This is a genomic window from Paracoccus sp. IB05, assembly GCF_016405985.1.
Classification (GTDB): Bacteria; Pseudomonadota; Alphaproteobacteria; order Rhodobacterales; family Rhodobacteraceae; genus Pseudogemmobacter.
Map to the genome: position 1 here is coordinate 1 of NZ_JAEFCF010000064.1, position 17,331 is coordinate 17,331.

At 62.2% G+C, this 17,331-nt stretch carries 17 protein-coding genes, 1 tRNA gene and 1 pseudogene; 8 read left to right on the forward strand and 11 right to left on the reverse strand.

From position 1 onward, the window contains the following. Positions 1–63: 63 nt before the first annotated feature. The 11 genes from JC607_RS26215 to JC607_RS24180 form a co-directional block, all read right to left on the reverse strand. Complete coding sequence (locus tag JC607_RS26215) at positions 64–360, reverse strand: SOS response-associated peptidase family protein (protein WP_198839261.1); 297 nt, start codon at positions 358–360, stop codon at positions 64–66. 451 nt (positions 361–811) lie between these two features. Beyond that, positions 812–888, reverse strand: a tRNA-Arg gene (locus tag JC607_RS24135). A 56-nt stretch (positions 889–944) separates the two neighbouring features. Continuing rightward, positions 945–2,168 (reverse strand): cysteine desulfurase, encoded by a 1,224-nt coding sequence (locus JC607_RS24140; RefSeq protein ID WP_198839262.1) that lies wholly within the window; start codon positions 2,166–2,168, stop codon positions 945–947. Then, the gene (locus tag JC607_RS24145; protein ID WP_198839263.1) at positions 2,158–2,748 is read right to left on the reverse strand and encodes a Yip1 family protein; all 591 of its coding nucleotides are present in this window, start codon (positions 2,746–2,748) and stop codon (positions 2,158–2,160) included. Before JC607_RS24145 ends, JC607_RS24140 begins: the two co-directional genes overlap by 11 nt. Then, on the reverse strand, positions 2,745–3,260 hold the full coding sequence (locus JC607_RS24150; protein ID WP_198839264.1) for a YIP1 family protein: 516 nt from the start codon (positions 3,258–3,260) through the stop codon (positions 2,745–2,747). Before JC607_RS24150 ends, JC607_RS24145 begins: the two co-directional genes overlap by 4 nt. A 59-nt stretch (positions 3,261–3,319) precedes the next feature. Then, positions 3,320–4,591 carry a Fe-S cluster assembly protein SufD gene (sufD, locus tag JC607_RS24155; protein ID WP_198839265.1) on the reverse strand — a complete coding sequence of 424 codons (1,272 nt, stop codon included), beginning with the start codon at positions 4,589–4,591 and terminating at the stop codon, positions 3,320–3,322. Then, positions 4,591–5,346 carry a Fe-S cluster assembly ATPase SufC gene (sufC, locus tag JC607_RS24160; protein WP_198839266.1) on the reverse strand — a complete coding sequence of 252 codons (756 nt, stop codon included), beginning with the start codon at positions 5,344–5,346 and terminating at the stop codon, positions 4,591–4,593. The genes sufD and sufC overlap by 1 nt, the downstream gene beginning before the upstream one ends. Positions 5,347–5,356: 10 nt before the next feature. After that, positions 5,357–5,914, reverse strand: coding sequence for a hypothetical protein (locus JC607_RS24165; protein WP_198839267.1), 558 nt, complete (start codon positions 5,912–5,914; stop codon positions 5,357–5,359). 39 nt (positions 5,915–5,953) lie between these two features. Then, positions 5,954–7,489: a Fe-S cluster assembly protein SufB gene (sufB, locus tag JC607_RS24170; RefSeq protein ID WP_198839276.1), complete on the reverse strand. Its 1,536-nt coding sequence runs from the start codon at positions 7,487–7,489 to the stop codon at positions 5,954–5,956. 31 nt (positions 7,490–7,520) lie between these two features. Further along, a complete protein-coding gene (locus tag JC607_RS24175; protein WP_198839268.1) occupies positions 7,521–8,564 on the reverse strand; it encodes a cysteine desulfurase family protein in 1,044 nt (347 codons plus the stop codon). 99 nt (positions 8,565–8,663) lie between these two features. Next, complete coding sequence (locus JC607_RS24180; protein WP_198839269.1) at positions 8,664–9,173, reverse strand: Rrf2 family transcriptional regulator; 510 nt, start codon at positions 9,171–9,173, stop codon at positions 8,664–8,666. Between the two features lie 293 nt (positions 9,174–9,466). Between JC607_RS24180 and JC607_RS24185 the strand changes: the two genes are divergently transcribed. The 8 genes and pseudogenes from JC607_RS24185 to JC607_RS24220 all read left to right on the forward strand — a co-directional run. Continuing rightward, complete coding sequence (locus JC607_RS24185; RefSeq protein WP_198839270.1) at positions 9,467–10,126, forward strand: alpha/beta hydrolase; 660 nt, start codon at positions 9,467–9,469, stop codon at positions 10,124–10,126. Then, positions 10,126–10,395, forward strand: coding sequence for a hypothetical protein (locus tag JC607_RS24190; RefSeq protein ID WP_198839271.1), 270 nt, complete (start codon positions 10,126–10,128; stop codon positions 10,393–10,395). Before JC607_RS24185 ends, JC607_RS24190 begins: the two co-directional genes overlap by 1 nt. Before the next feature lie 24 nt (positions 10,396–10,419). After that, the gene (map, locus tag JC607_RS24195; RefSeq protein ID WP_198839272.1) at positions 10,420–11,169 is read left to right on the forward strand and encodes a type I methionyl aminopeptidase; all 750 of its coding nucleotides are present in this window, start codon (positions 10,420–10,422) and stop codon (positions 11,167–11,169) included. A gap of 74 nt (positions 11,170–11,243) precedes the next feature. After that, entirely contained in the window at positions 11,244–11,876 is a 633-nt protein-coding gene (locus JC607_RS24200) for an HD family hydrolase (protein ID WP_198839273.1), read from the forward strand. Between the two features lie 197 nt (positions 11,877–12,073). Further along, positions 12,074–13,288, forward strand: coding sequence for an NADP-dependent isocitrate dehydrogenase (locus tag JC607_RS24205; RefSeq protein WP_198839277.1), 1,215 nt, complete (start codon positions 12,074–12,076; stop codon positions 13,286–13,288). 250 nt (positions 13,289–13,538) lie between these two features. Next, positions 13,539–14,708: a Hint domain-containing protein gene (locus JC607_RS24210; RefSeq protein WP_233093133.1), complete on the forward strand. Its 1,170-nt coding sequence runs from the start codon at positions 13,539–13,541 to the stop codon at positions 14,706–14,708. 95 nt (positions 14,709–14,803) lie between these two features. Then, positions 14,804–16,621, forward strand: coding sequence for a translational GTPase TypA (gene typA / locus JC607_RS24215; RefSeq protein ID WP_198839274.1), 1,818 nt, complete (start codon positions 14,804–14,806; stop codon positions 16,619–16,621). 418 nt (positions 16,622–17,039) lie between these two features. Beyond that, positions 17,040–17,255, forward strand: a pseudogene (locus JC607_RS24220) (integrase); the annotation flags it as partial. Positions 17,256–17,331: the final 76 nt, after the last annotated feature.

Sequence of the window (17,331 nt, forward strand, 5' to 3'; positions counted from 1 at the left end):
CCTTTGAAGAGAGCATCGCTCTCAGAAGACCGGAACAGAACCGGGACAGGTCCACCCAAACGCTCAGACCAAATGATGCCTAATACGCGTATCTACACCGAGGCTCGGATCCTCTGGCCCGCCCAGCCACGTGTCACGCTCTTCCCCGTTGAGTATGACCGGCATCCGGTTGTGCAGATCCTGCATGTCTTGGTTCGCGGCCCTGGTCAGGATCGTGCAGGGCAGCAGATCGCGCCACCGGCTCGCCAGCCCCGCGAGAAACCGGGATTCCTCATTCCGCGCCGACCAGATGAAATGCAGCTGCCGGTGGCCCTTTGCACCGGTCCATTCGTAGAAGCCGCCGACCGGGCTTAGACCCACGTGCTACCAGAAGCGGTGGAAGGCGGGTTGCTCCCGCGCCTCCTAGATCCGGACGTTGAAGTTGGTCGCCTTCCAGCCCCTCGCCACCGTCCCGCCGAACAATGACGGGATCAGCCGCCAACGCGCGTTCATGGCCTCAACGGGCTGGTTGTCGGGCATCAGGAGCCACCCGGTCCGCCTGACGTTTTGACCCGGCGGGGAACCGGATTGATCTTGAGCCAGCTCGTGTCCAGCCCCGCAGATCTCAGGTTCGGATCGACCACGCGACCGCACATTCTGCCGTCCTTCAATTCCCAGAAGCAGCATGAGCAGAACGAGACGTGTGCTTTTGGCCACGATTCTTGTTCAAATCAGTATCGTTTCCGTATCCCCAAGGATGGCTAGCGGGAAGCCTAGCGGAAAAGATGAGAAGTCAAAAATCTATCTTATATCAATAGCTTATACGAAAAATTGGCGCACCCGACAGGATTCGAACCTGTGACCTCTGCCTTCGGAGGGCAGCACTCTATCCAGCTGAGCTACGGGTGCAGCGCCCGGGTGTCTTAACCGCTCCTGCGCGCTGCTGCAAGGCATGTGGTGCCGCTTCAGGCAAAGAGTTCGTGACAGAACTCCAGCGCTTCGACCAGGGCGTCCACTTCGGACAGGGTATTGTACAGGCCGAAGGAGGCACGACAGGTTGCGCTCACTCCGAAATGATCCAGAAGCGGCATGGCGCAATGGGTCCCTGCCCTGACGGCGATGCCTTTTTTGTCGAGAATCGTCGAGATATCATGCGGATGTGCGGCGCCTTGCAGGGTGAAGCTGAAGATCGCCCCTTTATCCGGCGCCTGCCCCTGGACATTCAGCCAGTTCAGCCCGTTCAGCCTTTCGCGGGCGTAATCGCGCAAAGCGCGCTCATGGGCGGCGATGTTTTCCATGCCAAGGCCGGTCAGGTAATCGAGTGCCACGCCCAGACCGATCTGATTGACGATGCCGGGGGTGCCAGCCTCGAACCGCATCGGGGGCTCGGCCCAGGTGACAGAGTCGCGATGCACCTCGCGGATCATGTCGCCGCCCCCCATGAAGGGGCGCATCTCCGCCATCCGGGCTCGGGAGATCCAGATCGCGCCCGAACCGGAGGGGCCGTATAGCTTATGGCCGGTGATTGCGTAGAAATCGGCACCCAGTGCCATCAGATCGACTGGCATATGCACCGAGGCCTGGCTGCCATCGACCATGACCGGCACGCCGCGCACGCGGGCCGCGGCGCAGATCGCAGCCACATCGACCACGGTGCCGGTCACATTCGACATATGCGATATGGCAATCAGCTTTGTCTTCGGCCCGATCGCGTCGATCACCGCCTGGGGGTCAAGAACACCATTCGCGTCGACCTCGACCCATTTCAGCACCACGCCCTGACGTTCGCGCAGGAAATGCCAGGGCACGATATTGGCGTGATGCTCCATCACGGAAAGCACGATCTCGTCGCCGGCCTGAAGGCGCGGCGCGGCCCAGGCGTAAGAGATGAGATTGATCCCCTCGGTCGCACCCGAGGTAAAGACAATCTCATCTTCCGAGGGCGCGTTCAGAAAGCGCGCGATCTTGCCGCGCACCGCCTCATAGGCCTCGGTCGCGTGGTTCGACAGGTAATGCAGGCCCCGGTGCACATTGGCATATTCCATCGAATAGGCCTGGGTGATCGCGTCGATCACCACCTGTGGCTTTTGCGCCGAGGCGCCATTGTCGAGATAGACCAGCGGCCGGTCATTCACCTTGCGCGCGAGGATCGGGAAATCGGCGCGGATTTTTGCGACATCATAGCTCACGCGGCAGGTACTCCGACGGGATGAAGGGGGCGAGGATCATCGTCAGGACGAAGACGCTGACGAGGAAGGTCAGGACCGTCCCGAAGAACACCTTCACCGGCGAGGCGAAGCCGTGGATTTCGGCGATGAAATTGCTCAGGAGAACCACAAAGATCCCGACGGCAGCGATGCCGATCAGGCTGGAAAGCACGGGCAGGATGACCAGCGCCAGCAGCTGCACCAGCTGGATTGCCAGCATCACCGCCTGAAGCCAGGCGATCGCCAGCACGGCATCGGCAAAGGATCCGCGACCACCGAACCAGCCTCCCACCAGCCAGGCAAGGAAGGCGCAGAGGAGGAGCGTCAGGAATTGCAGCCCGGCCGTCACGAAAGGCGTTGAGAACAGCGCCGTGAAGGGGCTGCCTTCGGGCATCGGCAGGATCTGCAGGCTCAGCTGCATCAACAAGGCCGAGGCCACCGCCATCAGAAGGAGCGCCACCATCTCGGTGCCCCCGGGCCGGTTCAGCGCCTGGATCTGGCGCAGGCCCTGTCGCGGGTCATGCAGTGACAAAAGCAGGGTGGTAAAGAAAAAGCCGATCACTGCATCGCCTCGCGCAGAAGTTTCACCCAGAGCCAGAGGAACGAGAGCCCGACCAGAATCCCGACCACCGTCACCGAAGGCCCCGGGCCGCTGAACCCGGCCAGAAGGCCCTGGAACAGCATCAGAGGGGCCGCACAAAGCAGCGCCCAGAACAGCGAGACCCGCGCCTCGTAAGCGCCGATCCGGCCCCCGAAGGCGCGGATCACCAGTGCCGAGAGTGCCGCGATGCCGTAAAAGAACAGCGGCACCACGAAGAGAAAGACGAAGAAATTGATCCCCATCAAGGCCTGGATGCCCGGCACCTGATCCAGCGGTGTGCCGGCGGCGGTCGCGGCCTCACGCGCCAGGAAAGCCTCGCGCGAGAGGCGCGGCCATTGCGCCACGAACAGCAAAAGACAGGCCGCGAAGAGCAGGATCAGCGCCCTGTCCTCGCGCGGGCCATCCGCCAGTTTCTCGCGGATGACCGCACCCGGCCGGGCCCAGGTCCGGAAGATATCGGTGGTGATCGACATGGTCTCTGCCCGTTTCCTGCTGGCCGTTAACGCATTGGCGGTTCTAGCCCGGCGGGCTCTCAGCCGTCCAGCCCGTGCAGCCAGTCTTCCAGCCTTGCATGGACCTCGGCCGCGATGGCCTCATCCTCGATCTCTTCCAGCGTGCCGGCAAGGAAAGCCAGAACCAGCAGCGCCTGGGCGGTGCGTTTCGGCACCCCCCGCGATTGCAGGTAGAAAAGCGCGGTCTCGTCAATCGCCCCCGAGGTCGAGCCATGGCTGCATTTCACGTCATCGGCGTAGATTTCCAGCTCGGGTTTGGCGAGGAACTGCGCATCCTCATCCAGCAGAAGCGACTGGCTCATCTGATAGCCATCGGTCTTTTGCGCGCCCTGTTTGACGAGGATCTTGCCCTGGAAGACACCGGTCGCGCCGTTTTTCAGCACTTTGCGGAAGACCTGCCGGCTTTCGCAGCGCTCGGACGCATGGGTGATGAAGATGGTGTCGTCCTGGAGGAAATCCTTGCCATCGCCCAGCACGGTTCCGGCGACATGGGCCACGGAATCGTCGCCGGTGATCTCGAGGATCGCCTCATTGCGGGTCAGACGGCCGCCTGCGGTCAGGGTAAAGCTTTTGAACAGCGCATTATCGGCGATATGGGCGAAGATATGGGTGACGCCGCGCCGATCTGCATCCGGGCCCTGCGTGCGGATATGATGGAAGCGCGCGTTTGACGCCACATCGACCTCAAGCACGGTGTTAAAGCGCGCACCGGGCGTGCCGCTTTCCAGAAGGGTGATTTCCGCGCCCTCTTCCAGCTTAACAACGTGATGAAGGATCACATCGGAAGAGGCTGATTTCTGGGTATAAATCAGGGAAACCGGTTTTGCGGCCTGCCCGGTCACCCGGATCAGCACACCCTCAGTTGCATAGGCGGTGTTCAGCGCCGCCAGCGGACGTTCGACCGGGGAAGAGCCCCGGGTCTCAAGCTGGCCATAAAGCCCCTGCGCCCAGTGGATATCCGCCTGACCCGCCAGCGACAGCAGTTCGACCCCCGCGAGCGCCGGATCATCCGAAGCGGAAGCGTCGAACACGCCATCGGTAAAGACCAGCTTCACTGCATCCAGCGCCGCGAAAGACGGCGCGAGATCGGTCGCAGCACCGCTGACTTCGGGCTTCGTCAGCTGGGCCGGGTCACTGTAACGCCAGTATTCATCGCGGCGGGTCGGCAGACCCTGGGCCGCAAGCCGGTCAGAGGCCGAAGCGCGCGCCGCAGCCGTCCAGCCCTTTGCGGGGGCGCTGAGCCCCTGCAGCCGCGCCGTCAGCGCGTCCTGTTTGACCTGTGCCAGTGCCATTACTGCACCCCGTCCAGCAGATCGGCATAGCCGTTATTCTCGACCTCAAGCGCCAGATCCGGCCCGCCGGTTTTAATGATGCGACCATTGGACATGATATGAACCACATCCGGTTTGATATGATCGAGAAGGCGCTGGTAATGGGTGATCACAAGGAAAGACCGGCCCGCGCTGCGCAGCGCGTTGACGCCTTCCGCGACAAGTTTCATCGCATCGACGTCAAGCCCGGAATCGGTCTCGTCCAGGATGCACATCTTCGGCTCCAGCATCGCCATCTGGAGGATTTCATTGCGCTTTTTCTCGCCGCCCGAGAAGCCGACATTGACCGGACGCTTGAGCATATCGGCGTCGATCTTCAGCGTTTTCGCCTTTTCGCGCACGACTTTCAGGAAGTCGCCCGCCGAAAGCTCCTCTTCGCCGCGCGCCTTGCGCTGTGCGTTCACCGCCGTCCTGAGGAAGGTCATATTGCCGACGCCGGGGATCTCGACCGGATATTGGAACGCGAGGAACAGGCCCGCCGCGGCGCGCTCTTCCGGCTCCATCTCAAGGAGTTCTTCATCATCCAGCGTGGCCGAGCCGTCGGTGACCTCATAGCCATCCCGGCCCGCCAGAACATAGGAAAGCGTCGATTTGCCCGATCCGTTCGGCCCCATGATCGCATGAACTTCGCCAGGCCCGATTTTCAGGTCGACGCCTTTGAGGATGACCTTGTCCTCTTCCTCAAGTTTCACATGCAGGTTCTTGATCTCAAGCATTTTTCTCTCCTCAGACCGGTTGTAGCAGCGCCCGCGTGTAAGCGCGCAGCCGGTCCGGCGTCAGTGTCACAGGTTCAAGATCGAAACGCGCCATGCGTCCGATCATCTCGGTTGGCCGCGCGATCTCTTCAGCCTTGTGATAGGCCTCGCGCGGGGCATAGTCGTCAAAAAACAGCGTCACCGGACGGGTGATCCGATAGGCCACGGTCAGGAAACAGGCCAGCCGGAAACGGCCATCGACCAGCACCAGATCCGGGTGAGAAAAGCCAGGCAAGTCCCAGATTTTCAATGCATAATCCGGCCAGCGGCGAAAAGCGCTTTCATCCGCCGGATGGCCCCATTCCTTTGTCGGGCCAATATCGGCATGGTGGATATGGACATCAGCCTGTGCCGGATGTGCCGCGAACCAGTCGCCCATCATCCTGGCCCAGGAGGCATCGGATTCCACCGACCAGACCTCTGCCCCGGCCTCGGCCGCGACCAGGGTCGAGCCGCCGGAGCCATATTCCAGCACCACCCGCGCCTCGGCGCAGGCATCCGTCCAGGCCCGGGCAGCAGCCTCGGGCATGGTCAGATCAGGACGCTGAAGCACGGCACCGGACAAGGTTCAGCCCACCGAACCTTCCAGCGAAATCGCCACCAGGCTTTGCGCTTCCATGGCAAATTCCATCGGCAGGGCCTGGAGGACTTCCTTGCAGAAACCATTCACCACCAGGGCGACCGCCTCTTCCTCATCCATGCCCCTTGAGCGGCAATAGAAGAGCTGATCCTCGTCGACCTTCGACGTGGTCGCCTCATGTTCGCAGCGCGAGGAATTGTTCTTCACCTCGATATAGGGAACCGTATGGGCGCCGCATTGATCGCCGATCAGCAGGCTGTCGCACTGGGTGTAATTCCGCGATCCGGTGGCTTTCGGGTGAACCGAGACCTGGCCGCGATAGGTGTTCTGTGCCTTCCCGGCCGAGATCCCTTTGGAAACGATGCGGGATTTCGAATTCTTGCCCAGATGGATCATCTTGGTGCCGGTATCGGCCTGCTGGTAATTGTTCGCGATGGCGATCGAGTAGAATTCGCCCTGGCTGTCATCGCCGCGCAGGATGCAGGACGGGTATTTCCAGGTGATCGCCGAGCCGGTCTCAACCTGCGTCCACATCACTTTCGCCCGATCGCCCCGGCAATCGGCGCGTTTGGTGACGAAGTTGTAGATGCCGCCCTTGCCATCCTCATCGCCCGGGAACCAGTTCTGCACGGTCGAATATTTGACCTCGGCATCGTCGAGGATGACGATTTCCACCACGGCGGCGTGCAGCTGGATCGTATCGCGCTTCGGTGCAGTGCAGCCCTCAAGGTAGCTCACATAAGAGCCCTTGTCGGCGATGATCAGCGTGCGCTCGAACTGCCCGGTGTTCTCCGCATTGATGCGGAAATAGGTCGACAATTCCATCGGGCAACGGGTGCCTTCCGGGATATAGACAAATGAGCCATCGGAGAAGACCGCCGAATTCAGCGTCGCAAAGAAGTTGTCCGACTGCGGCACGACCGAGCCGAGATATTTCTGCACCAGCTCGGGATATTCGCGGATCGCTTCCGAGATTGAACAGAAGATCACGCCGGCTTTCTTCAGCTCTTCCTTGAAAGTGGTGCCGACAGAAACGCTGTCAAATACCGCATCGACCGCAACCTTGCGCTCGCCTTCCGGCGCCTCGACGCCTGCAAGCAAAGCCTGTTCTTTCAGCGGGATCCCCAGCTTCGCATAGGTCGCCAGCAGTTTTGGGTCGACCTCATCCAGCGATTTCGGCTTTTCGGCCATGCTTTTCGGGCGCGCATAGTAATACTGATCCTGATAATCGATCTCAGGATAGGTCAGCATCGCCCAACGCGGCTCTTTCATCTCCAGCCAGCGCCGGTAAGCCTTGAGACGCCAGTCCAGCATCCATTCCGGCTCGCCATTCTTCTCGCTGATCAGGCGGACGATATCCTCGTTCAGGCCTTTGGGCGCATATTCGGTCGGGATCTCGGTTTCCCAGCCGTATTTGTACTTCCCGGCCATGGCCTGGACGGTTTCAATCGTCTCACGGTCGACGCCTTCGCGGATCGCCTCATCGGGGATGCGGATATTGTCCTCAGCCACATGGGTATTCATTTCGGTCACTCCATCCTCACGCGGCCCGGCTTCACGCAACACGGGCGCGGGCTTTTCTGTAAGCTCTGGTCCACGCCTCCGCGAACCTGAGCACATTCTCTTCACTCACGCCCGGCCCGATCGAGATCCGGATCATCTGTCCGGCCTGATCGCCGTAGCCCATGGCGCCAAGCACCTTCGATCCCCTGACCTTGCCCGAAGAACAGGCCGATCCGGCAGAGACCGCGAAGCCGGCAAGATCCATGGCCATGACCTGGGTCTCGCCCTTCCAGCCCGGCGCGATGACGCAAAGCGTGTTCGGCAACCGTGGCTGGCCTTTCGAGACCGAGATAATGCCCTCAGCGCCGGCAAACAATGCTGATTCCAGAATATCCCTTATGCGGGCAACCTCTTCCCAGGTTCCAGCCGCCAGATCACGCGCCGCAGCCTTTGCGGCTGCTGCCATGCCGGCAATCCCGATCAGGTTCTCGGTGCCAGACCGCCGCCCCATCTCCTGGCCGCCGCCTTTCAGCTTTGCGTCCACATCAAGCCCGCGCTTCAGCAAAAGCGCACCAATGCCACGCGGCCCGCCGAATTTATGCGCCGAAACCAGCCCCATATCACAGCCAAGCCAGTTGAAGGCGACCGGCAGCTTGCCCATTCCTTGCGTCAGATCCGACACCGCCAGCCCCTCCGGCAGATCCTGCACGATCCCGGTCTCGGGATTGGCAAGCTGCAGGGTGCCCTGCCCCGGATCCGGAACCGAAACCGCGCCATCCCGCCCGACCGCCAGGACCTCGTCACACCAGGCCGAAACCGCCGAATGCTCGACACCGGCACAAACCAGCCCCCGCCCCGCCAAAGCCAGCGCCGATGCCTCGGTCGTCCCCGAGGTAAAGACCAGATCCGCCCCATCCGCGCCGAAAGCTGCCGAAATCTCCTCGCGCGAGCGCTCCATCAGCGCTTTCGCCGCCCGCCCCTCGCTATGGACCGAAGACGGGTTCCCGACGACATCCATCGCCGAAATCATCGCCGCCCGCGCCTCGGCCCGCAAAGGCGCCGTCGCGTTCCAGTCCAGATAAAGCCGGTTACTCATTTTCTGTCCCCAAATATCCTCGGGGGGAGCCGGACGCGCAGCGACCGGCGCGGGGGGCAGACAGCCCCCCGGCGCGCTCAGCCACTGGACAAGACATAGTCATTCCTCATCCACCACCCGGAACAGGTTCGGCACTGCCGGACAGGGCGTCATCTCATTGCCGATCACATCCGAAAGCCGTGCCTGATGCAAAAACACATAGACATTGGCCGAAAGGCTCTGCCAGAGCCGGTTGGTCAGCGACTGCGCCCGCGTGCCCGACGAGCCCCCCGTGGCGCCCGCGCCGGTATGCATCGCATCGACCGTCTCATCGACCGCCTGCAAGACCTCGCTCACCCGGATCGACTCCGGTGAACGCGCCAGCCGGTAGCCGCCGCCGGGGCCGCGCACGGCATCCACCAGCCCGGCCCGGCGCAGCTTGACGAAAAGCTGCTCCAGATAGGGCAGCGAAATATCCTGGCGTTTCGAGATCTCGGCCAAAGCCACCAGATCCTCGAGTTCCGCCGCCTCGCCGCCCGCCTTTGCCAGCGCGAGTTTCGCCTTCGCCTCGCTCATGGCGAGATCGGCAAGCGCCACCATCGCATACCGGCCCTTCGTCGACAGCTTCATCCCAGACTCCCCTTAACGAGCGCGCCGCGAGGTCTTTCCCCCGACCCGCAGCCAGACCCGCAACCGGGCCCGGGCAACCACTGCGCAAACCCGACCGAACCCGGCAATAGCCGGCAATCCGGCCACATCCCCGGGGGGACCGGCCCAATTCCAGGCAGATCCATTGACGAGCCAGCCCCGGGCCATTACCTCAGGTGCGATCCGGGGGACAAGATTTGCCCCCTTTAGAACAGTTCTAAATTACCCGGGCGTTTCAGTCAAGTTTCGATCCCGGAGAAATCAGGCGAGAGCGTATGCCCGAAGTTATCTTTGCCGGCCCCGATGGACGTCTCGAGGGACGCTACCATGCACAGAAGGAACGCGACGCTCCGATCGCCATCGTTCTGCATCCGCATCCTGCCTATGGCGGCACGATGAACAACAAGGTTACCTATAACCTGCATTACGCCTTCTACAATCTGGGCTTCAATGTGCTGCGGTTCAATTTCCGCGGCGTCGGGCGCAGCCAGGGCGAATATGATCAGGGCATCGGCGAGCTGTCGGATGCGGCCTCGGCGCTCGACTACCTCCAGTCGATGAACCAGAATGCGAAACATTGCTGGGTCGCGGGCTTCTCCTTCGGCGCCTGGATCGGCATGCAGCTTCTGATGCGCCGCCCCGAGATCACCGGTTTCATCTCGGTGGCACCGCCCGCGAACCTTTACGATTTCAGCTTCCTCGCCCCCTGCCCTTCGTCAGGCCTCGTGATCAACGGCACCGCCGATAAGGTGGCCCCGCCGAAAGACACCCGCACTCTCGTCGGCAAGCTGCATGAGCAAAAGGGCATCACGATCACCCATACCGAGGTCGAAGGCGCCGATCACTTCTTCAAGGATGAAGACGCCCATATGAAGCCGATGATCGAGACGGTTTCGGATTACGTCAGGCGCCGCATGACCGAAAGCACCCGCTGATGTCCTTCATCCAGGATCTTGCCGACCAGCTTGCGAAAGACGTGCTCGCCTCGCAGAACGAGTTGCAGGATGACCGTTTTTACGAACAGGTCGGCCGGGTCCTGGGGGCGGCTTCGCCAACGCTGCAAGAGGCCTATATGACCTCGATCCGCATCCGTCTCGCCGAGGCACGCGGCCGCGATTTCCTCCTGCGCGCGCTCCGGGCCAAACGCGACGGCGCTGACGCCCCGGATGCACCGCGCGATGTCAGCCTCGGCAGCGGCCACTGACCCCCAAAGCGGAACGGTCCGGCCATGACGATCACCCATCAGGACGAGCTTGAAAGCCTGCGCCATATCGGCCGCATCGTCGCCAATACCATGATTGCTATGGCCAAAGCGATGGAGCCGGGCATGACCACGTTTGAGCTTGACGGGATCGGGGCCGGGCTGCTCGACCGCGAGGGCGCGGTCTCGGCGCCGCGCAGCGCTTACGATTTCCCCGGCGCCACCTGCATCAGCGTCAATGAGGAAATCGCCCATGGCATCCCCGGCCCCCGCGTGCTCGCCGCCGGAGACCTCGTCAATATCGACGTTTCGGCCTCGAAAGACGGGTTCTTCGCCGATACCGGGGCGAGCTGGCAGCTGCAACCAGAGCGCGAGGCGCTGAGCCGGCTCTGCCGCGACGGGCGCCGTGCGATGGAGACCGGCATCAACGAGGTCCGCGCCGGCAAACCCCTCGCAGACATCGGCAATGCCATTGGCAAATTCGCACAGAAACGCGGCTATACGCTGATCCGCAATCTCGCGAGCCACGGCATCGGCCGCAGCCTGCATGAAGAACCGACCGAAATTGCCACCTGGCCGACCCGCGGCGACCGTCGCCGCATCGAAAAGGGCCTCGTCCTGACGGTCGAGCCGTTCCTCTCGACCGGCGGCCTCTGGGCCGATGCCGGCGAGGATGGCTGGACGCTGTACAGCGCGCCGATGGCGCCGGTGGTGCAATATGAACATACCGTGGTGGCAACCGGGTCACGGCCAATCATCCTCACCCTGCCCGGCTGAGCCCCCCCCGTCTGGCCTGCCCGGCCCCGCCTTCCCCCTTGCCAGACTCCGGCCTTTCGCGCGATGACTGCGGCATGGATACCCCGCTCAGCCCCCCCGCCGCGCCTGCTCCGCCCGCCGCCCATCCCCGTCTCGACGCCCAGTTCGCCTTTCTGAACGAGGCCGACCGGCTGAAATCGGTGCTGCGCGCCACCACGCTGTGCGACGGATCGAGGCGCGAGAATTCCGGCGAGCATTCCTGGCATCTGGCGCTTTACGCCATGGTTCTGGCGGATCAGGCGCCCGAAGGCGTGCAGATCGACCGCGTCATCCGCATGTTGCTCCTGCATGATCTGGTCGAGATTGACACCGGCGATGTGCCGATCCATTCCGCGAACGGCGCCGCCCATGCCAGCACCGACACTGTCCTTGCCGAACAACGCGCGGCCGACCGCATCTTCGGCCTCCTGCCGCCTGACCAGGCAACGGCCTTCCGCGCGCTCTGGGATGAATTCGAGGCGGCTGAGACCCCGGATGCCGTCTTCGCCAAATCTCTCGACCGGGTGCAGCCGGTCCTTGCCAATCTGCAATCCGGCGGCGGCACCTGGACCACCTATAATGTCACCTGGGACCAGCTTGTTGCCCGCGTCGGCCAGAAGATCGCGCGCGGCGCGCCCGGGATCTGGACCTGGGTCAGCCAGAAGGCCAAAGCCTGGTTCGCGCCCTGAGCCGCTGCCGGCGTCCTTGCCCCTTCCTCCTGACAAAAATACTCCCGCCGGAGGCATACCCGGCCAGCCACAAAGCCGCCCGATTTACAGGCAGGCGAAGATGAATTTTTTGTATACCATCGCATACCATCTTCCGCGCCACCCGAAATTCCGCTAAATACGGCCCCAGGCGCAACCCAATCCAGAAAGGGCGTATGATGACCAGGATCAAGGTGGCCAACCCGGTGGTGGAGCTTGACGGCGATGAGATGACCCGGATCATCTGGGATTTCATCAAGCAAAAGCTGATCCTCCCCTATCTCGATATCGACCTGAAATATTACGATCTGGGCATCGAAGAGCGCGACCGCACCGCAGACCAGATCACCGTGGACGCGGCGCATGCGATCCAGAAATACGGCGTCGGCGTCAAATGCGCGACGATCACCCCCGATGAGGCGCGGGTCGAGGAGTTTGGCCTGAAGCAGATGTGGAAAAGCCCCAACGGCACCATCCGCAACATCCTTGGTGGCGTGATCTTCCGCGAGCCGATCATCTGCAAGAACGTGCCGCGTCTCGTGCCGGGCTGGACGAAACCCATCGTGGTCGGTCGCCATGCCTTTGGCGACCAGTATAAGGCGACCGATTTCCGCTTCCCCGGTCCCGGCAGGATCACGATGAAATTCGTGGGCGAAGACGGCACCACCCAGGAATATGACGTCTTTGACGCCCCCGCCGCAGGCGTCGCGATGGGGATGTATAACCTCGACCAGTCGATCATCGACTTCGCGCGCTCCTCGTTCAATTACGGGCTGATCAAGGGCTGGCCGGTCTATCTCTCCACCAAGAACACCATCCTCAAAGCCTATGACGGTCGCTTCAAGGATCTCTTCGCCCAGGTCTATGCCGAGGAATTTGAAGAGAGGTTCAAAGCCAAAGGCATCCATTACGAGCACCGCCTGATCGACGATATGGTGGCTTCGGCGCTGAAGTGGTCGGGCGGCTATATCTGGGCCTGCAAGAACTATGATGGCGATGTGCAATCCGACACTGTAGCGCAGGGTTTCGGCTCGCTCGGTCTGATGACCTCGATCCTTCTCACGCCGGATGGCCAGACCGTCGAGGCCGAGGCCGCACATGGCACCGTCACCCGCCACTTCCGCCAGCACCAGGCCGGCAAGCAGACCTCGACCAATTCCATCGCCTCGATCTTCGCCTGGACCGGCGGGCTGAAACACCGCGCGAAACTCGACGACAATCCGCAGCTGACGCGGTTTGCCGAAACGCTGGAACAGGTCTGCGTCCACACCGTCGAGGACGGGTTCATGACCAAGGATCTGGCGCTGCTGGTCGGGCCGGATCAGAAATGGCTGACCACGATGGGCTATCTGGAAAAGGTTGATGAGTATCTGAACAAGGCGCTTGCCGGCTGAGCGACCGGTTCACACAGGGGTGCCTGTGAGGCGGGGCGGGATCTGCGGATGCCGCCCTTTTTTTTCTGTATCCGCGCCGGGATCTGGCCTGTCTTGCGGCACTGCTGTCTTTCGGCCAGTTGCTGAGATGCGCCTCATTTGAGGCATTATTCGGGTCAGGTGCCCGCCTGTCCCACCGGATGGTAACCGCGGCTTAACGCTGATGTCGCAGATTGGGAGTGACTGCAGCGGACCGGGACGGAGGGTCGCGATGAAGACTATCACGGTTCAGGTCTGGACCCTCGACCCCGGCTTCAGCGTGCAGACACCCGGCATGGTGATCTGGCCCGATGACTGGAGCGCGTCGCCACAGGACGATTTCGTGGATATGCAGGGCCCTGGGATCGATCTCTCCCCCTGGTTGCTCAGCGCAGAACTGACCGATGAGAATGAAAGTCAGATCATCAGCTCTGATGAAAGCGACTCATTTACTGTGGCAGGAACCACTTATCGGATCTACGCCGTTTATAACGGTGACAGCGCGGTGATTGCCGGTGCCACACAAAAGCTGGTGACATTCTACGGCCAGAGCAGCGCAGGCGAGTCGCTGGCAATCGCCCTTCCGGTCGATGACGATGGCAAGGTCTCTGCGGCCTATCCCGGCACGCTGACAGCAACCAGCTGGCTGTGGGAGCCAAATGAATTTGCCCTGCCGTTCTCTTCGATTCCCTGCTTTGTTTCCGGCACCCTGGTCCGCACCCCCGAAGGTGACGTCCCGATCGATGATCTCCGGGCCGGAAGCCTGGTTATGACCCGCGATCACGGGCCCCAGACAGTGCGCTGGATCGGCACCGTCACCCTGACCGAGGCGGATCTGCGCCGCGCCCCCGCTCTGCGCCCGGTCGTCATCGCCGCCGGGGCACTCGGTCCGGGCGTGCCCGCAGCGGAGCTTCGGCTTTCCCCGCAGCATCGCGTGCTCCTGCGCTCAAAAATCGCGGCGCGGATGTTTGGCGCAGAGGAAATGCTGATCGCGGCAACCCGCCTGATCGGCCAGGACGGGATCTCTCTGGACGCAGGGACCGGTCCGGTCACCTATCTGCATCTGATGTTTGATCAGCATGAACTGCTGTTCTCAAACGGCGCGGAAACCGAAAGCCTCTATCTCGGGACGGAAGCGGCAAAGGCCTTGCCCGCCGCCGCCCTGCATGAAATCCTGGCATTGTTTCCCGGCCTCCGCACCGGCGCGCCCAGGCCGGCCCGCCCCTTCCTGACCGGCCACAAGGCGCGGATGCTGGTGCAGCGCCACCGCCAGAACCGCAAACCCCTGGTCGATGCGGCGCGCAGGCCGGTGCAGATACCGCCCGGAACGCGCCGCACCCTGATGCCAGCAGAGCAGCTTCAGGGCCATCCGGATTGGCTTTTTGCTGTGCCCGACAGATAGAGATGGGCCACTCAACGGCCGCTCTGCACGAAACCGCATTTCCAAACCCGGATTTCTCCTGTATTTGCGGCACCGCAGCAAACAGGTAGAGCTTAATGGACCTTCGCAACATCGCGATCATCGCCCACGTTGACCACGGCAAGACCACCCTGGTCGACGAACTTCTGAAACAGTCGGGCACCTACCGCGAAGGCCAGGCCACGACCGAGCGCGTGATGGACAGCAATGACATCGAACGCGAGCGCGGCATCACCATTCTCGCCAAGGCCACTTCGGTCGAGTGGAACGGGTTGCGCATCAATATCGTCGACACTCCCGGCCACGCCGATTTCGGCGGCGAGGTGGAGCGGATCCTGAACATGGTCGATGGTGTGGTCCTGCTGGTTGACGCCGCAGAAGGCCCGATGCCGCAGACCAAATTCGTGACCTCGAAAGCCCTTGCGCTCGGCCTGCGCCCGATCGTGGTGCTCAATAAGGTCGACAAGCCCGATGCCGAACCCGAGCGCGCGCTCAATGAGGTGTTCGATCTGTTCGCCAACCTTGGCGCCTCGGACGAACAGCTTGATTTCCCGCATCTTTATGCTTCGGGACGCTCTGGCTGGGCCGATGATTCGCTCGATGGTCCGCGCAAGGATCTGAACGCGCTTTTCGAGCTGGTGGTGAAACATGTCCCCGCGCCGAAGCAGATCGCCAAGGTCAACGAGCCCTTCTCGATGCTCGCGACCACGCTTTCGGCTGACCCTTTCCTTGGCCGTCTGCTGACCGGCCGCGTGGAATCGGGCACCATCCAGGCCGGCGCTTCGCTCAAGGCGCTGACCCGCGATGGCGAGCGGATCGAACAGTTCCGCGTCACCAAGATCCTCGCCTTCCGCGGCATCGCCCAGACCCCGATTGACGAGGCTGTCGCAGGCGATATCGTCACGCTTGCCGGCATGACCAAACCGACCGTGGCCGACACGCTCTGCGCGCTGGAAATCGACACCGCGCTGCCCGCGCAGCCGATTGATCCGCCGACCATCACCGTGACCTTCGGCATCAACGACTCACCCCTTGCGGGCAAAGACGGCACCAAGGTGCAAAGCCGCGTGATCCGCGACCGTCTGATGAAAGAAGCCGAGCAAAACGTCGCCATCAAGATCGCCGACACTTCCGGTGGCGACGCTTTCGAGGTTTCGGGCCGTGGCGAATTGCAGATGGGCGTTCTGATCGAGAACATGCGCCGCGAAGGCTTCGAGCTCTCGATCTCGCGCCCGCGCGTGATCTTTAAGGAAGAAAACGGCGTCCGGATGGAGCCGATCGAGGAAGTCATCGTCGATGTCGATGATGAATATTCCGGCGTTGTGATCGAAAAGCTGACCGGCGAGCGCAAGGGCGATCTGGTCGAGATGAAGCCGGCAGGCGTTGGCAAAACCCGGATCATCGCGCATGTGCCATCGCGCGGGCTGATCGGCTATCAGGGCCAGTTCCTGACCGATACGCGCGGCTCGGGCGTGCTGAACCGCATCTTCCACGGCTGGGTGCCGCATAAGGGCCCGATCCAGGGCCGTCGCCAGGGCGTGCTGATCTCGATGGAGAACGGCGTCTCGGTGTCTTACGCGCTGTGGAAACTGGAAGATCGTGGCCATTTCTTCATCGGCGCGCAGGAAGCAGTTTACCAGGGCATGATCCTTGGCGAACACAACCGCGACAATGATCTCGAGATCAACCCGATCCGCGGCAAACAGCTCACCAACGTCCGCGCCTCCGGCACAGATGAGGCCGTGCGCCTGACGACGCCGGTGCGGATGAGCCTCGAAGAGAGCATCGCCTATATCCAGGACGATGAGCTGGTCGAGGTGACGCCGAAGATCATCCGGATCCGCAAGCGCTATCTCGACCCGCATGAGCGCAAGCGCATGAGCCGCGAAAACTGATCACAGGGCTGACGCCCGTAATTACCCGGCCGGCAGAGGCGCCCTCCTCCGCCGGCCGTTCCCATTCTGCTGTCGGCCCACCGCCGCGGATGCATCAGGGCTTCCCCGTCAGGGTTCCTTCTTATCTGTCTGAAATCTGGCTTCCCGGGCTTAACCTCGCAGTTCCGCTGGCGGCTCCCGGATGCGCTGTCTTTTACATCTTTACCAAACATCAGATCGCCCCGGTTCTCCGCCCAATGGCGGACTGTTTCGCCATCTGCGCCTCCATGATCGATGTGAGAAAGCCCGGTACGGTGGGGGCCCTTTACCGCGCGCCTGAGGGCCCTCCTGGACGCAACACCGTGCATTGGGCCCGATCTGCGCATGGGGGCGACAAGGACGCGCCCTGACCTAATTCCCGGCTGCAAAGGCTGTCAGGCAGGTGCGCGAGGCTATCGGCGCAGAGAAATACGATATTCACGGACTGCGCTATGCCGCTGCTGCTGAACTGGCAGCCGCCGGATGCAGTGACGAGTTGATCGCTTCGATCACCGGACACAAAACCAGCGCGATAGTGGCAAAATATGCGGGCCCGGCGCGCCAAAAAGCCCGAGCAAAGGCTGCGCAAATCAAGCGCGGAACGGAACAAGAATGAAACACGAATGTTGCCACGCATGTGACCTTCCCCCACGGAGTGGACCGATTGGTTTGTTAGTGGATTAAGCCCATCG

Excerpts from the sequence above, each read along its gene's own strand:
- JC607_RS24150 (WP_198839264.1), bottom strand. The coding sequence starts at position 3,260 with ATGTCGATCACCACCGATATCTTCCGGACCTGGGCCCGGCCGGGTGCG.
- sufD (WP_198839265.1), bottom strand. The coding sequence starts at position 4,591 with ATGGCACTGGCACAGGTCAAACAGGACGCGCTGACGGCGCGGCTGCAG.
- sufC (WP_198839266.1), bottom strand. The coding sequence starts at position 5,346 with ATGCTTGAGATCAAGAACCTGCATGTGAAACTTGAGGAAGAGGACAAG.
- JC607_RS24165 (WP_198839267.1), bottom strand. The coding sequence starts at position 5,914 with ATGCCCGAGGCTGCTGCCCGGGCCTGGACGGATGCCTGCGCCGAGGCG.
- sufB (WP_198839276.1), bottom strand. The coding sequence starts at position 7,489 with ATGAATACCCATGTGGCTGAGGACAATATCCGCATCCCCGATGAGGCG.
- JC607_RS24175 (WP_198839268.1), bottom strand. The coding sequence starts at position 8,564 with ATGAGTAACCGGCTTTATCTGGACTGGAACGCGACGGCGCCTTTGCGG.
- JC607_RS24180 (WP_198839269.1), bottom strand. The coding sequence starts at position 9,173 with ATGAAGCTGTCGACGAAGGGCCGGTATGCGATGGTGGCGCTTGCCGAT.
- JC607_RS24185 (WP_198839270.1), top strand. The coding sequence starts at position 9,467 with ATGCCCGAAGTTATCTTTGCCGGCCCCGATGGACGTCTCGAGGGACGC.
- JC607_RS24190 (WP_198839271.1), top strand. The coding sequence starts at position 10,126 with ATGTCCTTCATCCAGGATCTTGCCGACCAGCTTGCGAAAGACGTGCTC.
- map (WP_198839272.1), top strand. The coding sequence starts at position 10,420 with ATGACGATCACCCATCAGGACGAGCTTGAAAGCCTGCGCCATATCGGC.
- JC607_RS24200 (WP_198839273.1), top strand. The coding sequence starts at position 11,244 with ATGGATACCCCGCTCAGCCCCCCCGCCGCGCCTGCTCCGCCCGCCGCC.
- JC607_RS24205 (WP_198839277.1), top strand. The coding sequence starts at position 12,074 with ATGACCAGGATCAAGGTGGCCAACCCGGTGGTGGAGCTTGACGGCGAT.
- JC607_RS24210 (WP_233093133.1), top strand. The coding sequence starts at position 13,539 with ATGAAGACTATCACGGTTCAGGTCTGGACCCTCGACCCCGGCTTCAGC.
- typA (WP_198839274.1), top strand. The coding sequence starts at position 14,804 with ATGGACCTTCGCAACATCGCGATCATCGCCCACGTTGACCACGGCAAG.